Source organism: Streptomyces sp. NPDC097981, assembly GCF_040302565.1.
GTDB lineage: Bacteria > Actinomycetota > Actinomycetes > Streptomycetales > Streptomycetaceae > Streptomyces.
The window spans coordinates 1-9,288 of the sequence record NZ_JBEORW010000102.1 but is presented as its reverse complement, the minus strand read 5'-3'; the positions used below and the strand labels follow the sequence as shown (position 1 = coordinate 9,288).

The following is a 9,288-nucleotide window of genomic DNA, read 5'->3' as shown; positions in this document are numbered from 1 at the left end:
GTCAGCAGCGGCAGGACCTCGTCCTCCGACGCCTCGACGGCGATCATGGCACCGCCGGCGGGCAGTTCCTGCATCAGCCGGCCACGCGCCGCGACGAGTGCGCAGGCGTCGTCCAGGGAGAAGACCCCGGCGACGTGCGCGGCGGCGATCTCGCCGATGGAGTGCCCGGACAGGAAGTCCGGGCGCACACCCCACGATTCCAGCAGCCGGAACAACGCCACCTCGACCGCGAACAACGCCGGCTGGGTGAACCGCGTCTCGTCCAGCAGTGCGGCGGCGGAGCCGAACAGCACGTCCTTCAACGGGAGTTCGAGGTCGACCCGGGCGCACACCTCGTCCAGGGCGTCCGCGAACACCGGGTGGGTCTCGTACAGCTCACAGCCCATCCCGAGCCGCTGGCTGCCCTGCCCCGTGAACAGGAACGCGAGCTTGCCTGCGGTGGGCGAGCCCGTCACGAGCCCGGGGGCCGGGTTCCCCTCGGCCAGCGATTCCAGGCCCGCGAGCAGAGCGGTGCGGTCCGCGGCCACCACGGCGGCGCGCTGCTCGAACGCGGACCGGCCGAGGGCCAGGGAGAGTCCGAGGTCGGCGGGGCGCAGGTCGGGGTGGTGCGCGGCGTGGGCGTGCAGGCGGCGGGCCTGGTCGCGCAGGGCGTCCTGGCTCTTGCCGGAGAGGACCAGGGGCAGCGGGGCGGCCTCGGCCGGAAGAGGCGCCGGCGCGGCGGTCGGCACCTCCGGGGCCTCCGGGGCCTGCTCGATGATCGTGTGGGCGTTGGTGCCGCTGATGCCGAACGAGGAGATGCCCGCACGGCGGGGGCGCCCGGTCTCGGGCCACCGCGTCGCCTCGGTCAGCAGGGCGACGTCACCCGCCGTCCAGTCGACGTGCGGGGTGGGCTCGTCCACGTGGAGGGTCGGGGGCAGCACGCCGTGCTGCATGGCGAGGACCATCTTCATCACACCGGCGACGCCGGCGGCGGCCTGCGTGTGTCCGATGTTGGACTTGACGGAGCCGAGCAGCAGCGGCTGTTCGGCCGGGCGGTCCTGCCCGTAGGTGGCGAGCAGCGCCTGCGCCTCGATGGGGTCACCGAGACGCGTGCCCGTGCCGTGCGCCTCGACCGCGTCGACCTCGGCGGCCGAGAGTCCGGCGCTCGCCAGGGCCTGGCGGATGACCCGCTGCTGGGACGGGCCGTTGGGGGCGGTCAGGCCGTTGCTCGCACCGTCCTGGTTGACGGCCGAGCCCCGGACCACGGCGAGCACCGGGTGCCCGTTGCGCCGGGCGTCGGAGAGCCGCTCGACGAGCAGCATGCCGAGGCCCTCGCCCCAGCCCGTGCCGTCGGCGGCCGCCGCGAACGCCTTGATCCGGCCGTCGGTGGCCAGGCCGCGCTGACGGCTGAAGTCGATGAAGGAGGCGGGCGTGGACATGACGGTCACGCCGCCCGCGAGCGCCATGGTGCATTCGCCCTGGCGCAGGGCCTGGATCGCCCAGTGCAGGGCGACCAGCGACGACGAGCACGCCGTGTCGACGGTGACGGCCGGGCCTTCCAGGCCGAGGACGTAGCTGACGCGGCCGGAGACGACGCTCGCCGCGTTGCCGGTGCCGAGGAATCCCTCGCTGCCGTCGGGGGCGGCGAGGATGACGTCGAGGTAGTCCTGCCCGTTGGTGCCGGTGAAGACGCCGATCCGCTCGCCCCGCACGGTGGCGGGGTCGATGCCGGCCCGCTCGAACGCCTCCCAGGAGGCTTCCAGCAGGAGCCGCTGCTGCGGGTCCATGGCGAGCGCCTCGCGCGGCGAGATCCCGAAGAACGCGGGGTCGAAGCGGGTGGCGTCGGCGAGGAAGCCGCCCTCGCGGACGTAGGTGGTGTTCTCGGTGACGGACTCCGGGTCGTAGAGCCCGTCGAGGTCCCAGCCGCGGTCCGTCGGGAATCCGGCGATCGCGTCGCGCCCGGTCGCGAGCAGCTGCCACAGCTCTTCGGGGGTGCTGATCCCACCGGGGAAGCGGCAGCTCATGGCGACGATCGCGATGGGGTCGTCATCGGTGGCACCGCGGGTGCCCGCGTCCGCGCCGGTACCCGTGGCGGGGTCCTGGCCGGCGGCGGGCTGTGCGCCGAGGAGTTCGCCCTGGAGGAACGCGGCCAGGGACAGGGAGTTGGGGTAGTCGAAGATCAGGGTCGCGGGCAGGCGCAGCCCGGTCCGGGAGGCGAGGAGGTTGCGGATCTCCACCGCGGTCAGGGAGTCGAAGCCGAGGTCGCGGAAGGCGATGGCCGGGTCGACGGATCCGGGGCCCGGGTAGCCGAGTACGGCTGCCACCTGGGTACGGACGAACTCCACGGCGAGCGCGTCGCGTTCGGCAGCCGCCGCCCGGGCGAGCCGCCGGGCGAACGTGTCGGCGCTCTCGGCCCCCTGGTCGGGCGCGTCGGCGGCGGTGAGGGCGTACGCGGCCTCGGGGAGGTCGGCGATCAGCGGGCAGGGGCGCACGGCGGTGAGGCCGGGTGCCAGGCGTTCCCAGTTGATGTCGGCGACGACCGCGGCGGTCTCGTCGAGGGTGAGCGCCATGTGCATGGCCGACAGGGCGAGTTCGGGGTCAAGGCCGGGGAGGCCGGCGAGGCGCAGGCGCTCGGCGACGAGGTCGTCGGTAGCCATGCCCGCCTCGGCCCAGGCGCCCCAGGAGATCACGGTGGCAGGCAGGCCGTCGGCGCGGCGCTGCTCGGCGAGCGCGTCGAGGGAGGCGTTCGCGGCGGCGTAGTTGGCCTGTCCGGCGGCGCCGAAGGCGGCGGCGAGGGAGGAGAACAGGACGAACGCGCTGAGGTCGAGGTCGCGGGTCAGCTCGTGCAGGACCTGCGCGGCGTGGGCCTTGGGACGCAGGACACCGGCCAGGCGCCCGGGGGTCTGCGCGTCGAGGACGCCGTCGTCGAGGACGCCGGCGGCGTGGACGACGGTGGTCAGCGGGAACGTGGCCGGGACGGCGGCGAGGAGCTCGGTCACGGCGTCGCGGTCGGCGACGTCGCAGGCGGTGAGGGTGACCTGGACGCCCAGGGCGCGGAGTTCGGCGGCGAGTTCCGGCGCGCCGTCGGCCTCGGGGCCGCTGCGGCTCACCAGCAGCAGGTGCTCGGCGCCGTTGCGGGCGAGCCAGCGGGCCACGTGCCGGCCGAGGGCGCCGGTGCCGCCGGTGACGAGGGCGGTTCCGGAGGTGGACCACTCGGTGGCGGGGGCCTGTTCCCGGGGGGCCCGGGTCAGCCGGCGGACGAACACGCCGGTGGAGCGTACGGCGAGGTGGTCCTCGGTGCCGAGGCCGCCCAGGACGTCGGCGAGCCGGGTCGCGGCGCGCTCGTCTGGGGTGGCGGGCAGGTCGACGAGGCCGCCCCAGCGGCCGGGCAGTTCGAGGGAGGCGGTGCGGCCGAGGCCCCAGATCGGTGCCTGGGCGAGGCCGGTGAGCCGGTCGGAACGGCCCGTGGACACCGCGCCGCGGGTGGCGGCCCACAGGGGGGCGTCCACGTCCGCGTCGCCCAGTGCCTGGACGAGGGCGAGGGTGGCGGCGAGCCCGGCGGGCAGCGACGCGTCCTCGGGGTGCGGGCGCTCGTCGAAGGCGAGCAACGACAGCACCCCGGCGGGCGCGTCGGCGCCGACGGCCTCGGCGAACCGGTGGGCGAGGCCGGCCCGGTCGTCGGCCGTCGCGTCGACGGTCAGGCTGGTGACGGTGACGCCGCGCGCGGTCAGGGTCTCGGCGGCGGCGACGGTCCAGGGGGTGTCGGTGTGACCGGCGGGCACCACGAGGAGCCAGTGCCCGGCCAGGGGGGCGGACGCCGTGTCGGTGAGCGGCTTCCAGGTGACGCGGTAGCGCCAGCCGCCCACGGTGTCGCGGTCGCGGCGGCGGCGGTGCCACGCGGAGAGCGCGGGCAGCACGCCGCTCAGCGGCTCGTCGCCGTCGACACCGAGGGTGTCGGCGAGGGCGGCCAGGTCCTCACTGTCGACGACCTCCCAGAACTTGGCGTCGGTGAGGCCGAGTGCGCGGCCGTCGGCGGGCTCGCTCAGGTCGGTGAAGGGGTCGCGGGGCCAGTAGAGCTCGCGCTGGAATGCGTACGTGGGCAGTTCGGCGCGGCGCGCGCCGGTCCCGGCGAAACGGGTGGCCCAGTCCGGGGAGAGCCCCCGCACGTGGGCGCCGGCGACGGCGGCGGTCAGGGACCGGGCTTCGGGGCGGCCGGTGCGCAGCGCGGGCAGGAAGGCGGCGGCGCGCGGGCCGGTCGCGGTCTGGCAGTCCTGGCCGAGGGCGGACAGCACGCCGCCGGGGCCGATCTCGACGTACGCGGTGACGCCGCGGCTCTCCAGCCAGCGGATGCCGTCGAGGAAGCGGACGGCCTCGCGGACGTGGCGCACCCAGAAGTCGGCAGAGCCCATCTCGCCCTCGGTGACGAGGGCGCCGGTCAGGTTGGAGACGACCGGGATGCGGGGCGCGTTGAACGTCAGCCCCTCCACCACCTGGCGGAAGGCGTCCAGCATGCCGTCCATGTGCGGCGAGTGGAACGCGTGGCTCACAGTGAGCCGCTTGTGCTTCCGGTCCGGGAACGCCTCGGCGATCGCCGTGGCGGCATCCTCGTCACCGGCGACGACCACCGACTGCGGCCCGTTGACCGCCGCGATGCTGACCCGCTCGGTCAGCAGCGGCAGGACCTCGTCCTCGGAGGCCTGGACCGCGATCATCACGCCGCCCGTCGGCAGCGCCTGCATCAGCCGGCCACGCGCCGCCACCAGAGCACACGCGTCCTCCAGGGAGAAGACCCCGGCGACGTGCGCGGCCGCGATCTCACCGATCGAATGACCGGAGAGGAAGTCCGGCTTCACACCCCAGCTCTCCACGAGCCGGAACAACGCCACCTCGACCGCGAACAACGCCGGCTGCGCGTACTCCGTACGGTCCAGAACAGCCGCGTCCGCCCCGAACAGGACCTCCTTCAGCGGCAGTTCCAGGTCCATCCGCTCACACACCGCGTCCAGCGCGGCCGCGAACACCGGGAACGCGTCGTACAGCTCACGCCCCATCCCCAGCCTCTGGCTGCCCTGCCCCGTGAACAGGAACGCCAGCTTGCCCTCGGTGGCGGTCCCCTCGATCACGTCGGCCGACTGACGGCCCTCCGCGAGCGCGGCGAGACCGGCCAGCAGTTCGTCACGGCCTTGGGCGACGACCGCCGCGCGGCGGTCCAGGGCGGCCCGGGTGAGCGCCTGGGCGCAGGCGACGTCCTCGACGCGGAGGCCGGGCCGGGCGCTGAGGTGGGCGTGCAGTGCGGCCGCCTGCGCCCGCAGCGCGGGCTCGGTCTTGCCGGACAGGACGACTGGCAGTACGGCCGCCGGGGTGGCGGGCTCGGCGCCGGGGAGGCCGCCGTCGGCCGGCTGGTCGTCGGCGGCGGCTTCGGCGCCCTCCAGGATGACGTGCGCGTTGGTGCCGCTCATGCCGAACGACGAGACGCCGATCCGGCGCGGTCCGCCGTGCCGGGGCCACGGGCGCGCCTCGGTGAGCAGCGACACCTCGCCCGCCGACCAGTCGACGTGCGGGGTCGGCTCGCTCACGTGCAGGGTGCGGGGCAGTACGCCGCTGCGCATCGCCATGACGCTCTTGATGACTCCGGCGACGCCGGCGGCGGCCTGCGCGTGGCCGATGTTGGTCTTGAGGGAGCCCAGCCACAGCGGCCGGCCCTCGGGGCGGTCCTGGCCGTAGGTGGCGATGATGGCCTGCGCCTCGATGGGGTCGCCGAGGCCGGTTCCGGTGCCGTGCGCCTCGACGGCGTCCACGTCGGCGGGCGTGAGCCGGGCGTTGGACAGCGCCTGGAGGATGACGCGCTGCTGCGAGGGGCCGTTGGGCGCGGTCAGGCCGTTGCTGGCGCCGTCCTGGTTCACCGCCGTGCCGCGGATGACGGCGAGGACGTGGTGGCCCTTGCGGCGGGCGTCGGAGAGGCGCTCCACGAGAATGACGCCGACGCCTTCGGCGAGGCTGAAGCCGTCGGCGTCCGGCGAGAACGCCTTGCAGCGGCCGTCGGTGGCCAGGCCACGCTGCTTGCTGTAGTCGATGAAGGTGCCGGGCGCCGACATCAGGGTGGCGCCGCCGGCGAGTGCGAGCGAGCACTCGCCGCCCCGCAGCGCCTGCACCGCGAGGTGCAGGGCGACGAGCGAGGACGAGCAGGCGGTGTCGACCGTGACGGCCGGACCTTCGAGTCCGAAGGTGTACGAGAGCCGGCCCGAGGCGACGCTCGCCGCGTTTCCGGTACCCAGGTAGCCCTCGACGTTCTCGGAGGAACTCAGCAGCGCCGTCAGGTAGTCGTGGTTGCTGGTGCCGACGAACACGCCGACCTGCTTGCCGCGCATCGAAGTCGGGTCGATGCCCGCGCGCTCGAAGGCCTCCCACGAGGTTTCCAGCAGGAGCCGCTGCTGCGGGTCCATGGCGAGCGCCTCGCGCGGGGAGATCCCGAAGAGCGACGGGTCGAACTGGGCGAAGTCCTGGACGAAGCCGCCCTGGTTGGCGTAGCTGGTGCCCGGGTGGTCGGGGTCCGGGTGGTAGACGGTCTCCATGTCCCAGCCGCGCTCGACGGGGAAGCCGGTGATGGCGTCGACCCCGTCGACGACCAGCTGCCACAGCTCCTCGGGCGAGGTCGCCCCTCCGGGATAGCGGCAGCCCATGCCCACGATTGCGATGGGGTCCTGGTTCCGGGCCTCGATCTCGCGCAGCCGCTGACGCGTCTGCTGCAGATCCGCTGTCGCCAGCTTCAGGTAGTCCCGCAGCGTCTCTTCATTCGCCATTTAACGCAACCACCCATTTGCAGCAGACGGCATCAGAAAACTTAGTGCAGAGCCGAGAACGTCATCGGAGATGCAGCCGATTCACCATGTCGAGGGAAGCGACTGCTCGGTGGCAGGCTATTTCCGGTTCAATCTCCCCTACAACCCCTAACTGCCCCCTACACGCCCCTGGGTGGAGGGGGTGTGCAGGGGGCAGTCAAACCCCGGTCAATTAATCAGGGGGCTGGCCATCTTCACCAATAATCGGCAAGCCGTCAATAACGCCCGAGGCCCTTGTTGATGAAGGCGAAAAGCTCCTCGTCGCTGGCGTCCTGGAGCTGCTCGGCCTCGTCGACGGCGGCGGTCGGCGCACCGGCCGTGCCGTCGGGACCGGCACCGGTGGCGACGCCGTCCGCGGCGGCGGTGTGGATCCCGGCCGGGTCGTCACTTTCGTTCCACTTCGCCAGCAGCGACTGCAGCCGCATCGTCACCCGGGCCCGTACGACGTTGTCGGCGGTGCCGCGTTCGAGTACGGCCTCCAGCTTGTCGAGCCCCTCCAGCAGCGGGGCTCCTCCCGCCACCGCGTCGGGCACGATCCCGGCGCGCAGGTAAGCGGCGACGGCTGCGGGGGTGGGGTGGTCGAAGACCAGGCTGGCGGGCAGCTTCAGCCCGCTCACCGCACCGAGGCGGTTGCGCAGCTCGACGGAGGTGAGCGAGTCGAAGCCGAGTTCCTTGAAGGCCCGGCCGGCCTCGACGGCCGTCAGGTCGGCGTGCCCGAGGACGGCGGCGACGGCCGTGCGGACCAGGTCGAGCAGCAGGCGCTCCTGCTCGACGTCGGGCAGCCCGGCGAGCCGCGTGCCCAGCGGCACTCCCCCGGCCAGGTCCTCGGCGGACTCCCGCTCGGCGCTCTCGATGACCCGGCGGGCCTCGGGGAGTTCCAGGAGCAGCGGCCGCGGCCGGTCGGCGGTGAAGGCGAGCGTGAAGCGCTTCCAGTCCATGTCGACGAGGGTCAGCGTGGTCTCGTCGCGGTCCAGGGCGTGGCGCAGCGATGCCAGTGTCCGCTCGGGCGCCATCGCGACGATGCCGTGGCGGCGCATCCGCTCGCCCGCCGCGCTGTCATCGCCGTCCACGCTGCCCCAGGGGCCCCAGGCGAGGGAGGTGGCGGGCAGTCCGGCGGCGCGCCGGTACTCGGCGAAGGCGTCGAGGAACGCGTTGCCGGGTGCCTGGTTTCCCTGGCCGGGGGCGCCGAAGGTGGCGGCGAAGGAGGAGAAGAGGACGAACGCGGACAGGTCGAGGTCGCGGGTCAGCTCGTGCAGGTGTCGCGTCGCGTCGACCTTGACCCGCAGGACGGCGGCCACCTGCTCGGGCGTGAGCGTCTCGATGACCGCGTCGTCGACGACCGCCGCGGCGTGGATCACCGAGGTGAGCGGGCGGTCGGCGGGGACGGAGGCGAGGAGGGCGGCGAGGGCTTCGCGGTCGCTGACGTCGCAGGCGGCGAGGGTGACCTGGGCACCGAGCGCGGTCAGTTCCTCACGGAGCTCCGCCGCGCCGGGCGCGTCGGCCCCGCGGCGGCTGGTCAGGATCAGGTGCTCGGCGCCGTTCTCCGCCAGCCAGCGGGCCACGTGCGCACCGAGGACGCCCGTACCACCGGTGACCAGCGTCGTCCCGGCCGGACGCCACTCGCGGACCGGCGCGGTGTCGGCCAGCCGGGCCCGTACCAGACGCCGCACGAAGACCCCCGAGGACCGCAGCGCCACCTGATCCTCGGCGGCGTCGCCGGCCAGTACACCGACAAGTCGTCCGAGTGTCCGGTCGTCCGGGGTGTGGTCCGTGCCGGGCAAGTCGAGCAGGCCGCCCCAGCGGCCGCCCTGCTCCATGGAGGCGACGCGTCCGAGACCCCAGACGAGCGCCTGGTCCGGGTCCGCGATCCGGTCGGTCCGCCCGGCGACGACCGCGCCCCGGGTGACGCACCACAGGGGCGCGGCCACCTCGGCGTCGCCGAGGGCCTGGGACAGCGCGAGCCCGGCGGCGAAGGCACCGTCGCCGCCGAGGGCGAGGAGGGACAGTACCCCGGCGGGGGCGGGCGCCCCGTCCGTGGCGGCCTTCAGCGCGCCGGCCAGCGCGTCCCGGTCGGCGGCGTCGGCGGCCACGGGGACGGTACGGACCTCCGCGCCGCAGGTGGTGAGCGCACGGGCAACCGCGTCGGCCGTGTCACCTGCCCCGGCCTCGGGAACGACCACGAGCCAGACCCCCGAGAGCCAGGGCTTGGCGGCGGCGTCGGCCTGGGGCTTCCAGGTGATCCGGTAGCGCCAGCCGTCGACGGTGGACTGCTCACGGCTCTGACGCCGCCACGAGGACAGGCCGGGCAGGACGGTGCCGAGCGAACGGACGGCGTCGGGGGTGTCGAAGGCCAGGGCCTCCGCCAGGGCCGTGACGTCCTCGCGCTCGACGGCGTCCCAGAACCGGGCGTCGATCACGCTCTCGCCCGTCACCTCGACGGCTTCGACCGGCGCGGCCTCGGGCCAGAACC

At 74.2% G+C, this 9,288-nt stretch carries 2 protein-coding genes; both read right to left on the bottom strand.

Translation table 11 applies throughout. The features are described from left to right. A partial coding sequence (locus ABTY04_RS39340; RefSeq protein ID WP_352218239.1) for a type I polyketide synthase occupies positions 1-6,779 on the bottom strand: 6,779 nt, incomplete at its 3' end. Between the two features lie 254 nt (positions 6,780-7,033). Further along, a partial coding sequence (locus ABTY04_RS39335) for an SDR family NAD(P)-dependent oxidoreductase (protein WP_352218238.1) occupies positions 7,034-9,288 on the bottom strand: 2,255 nt, incomplete at its 5' end.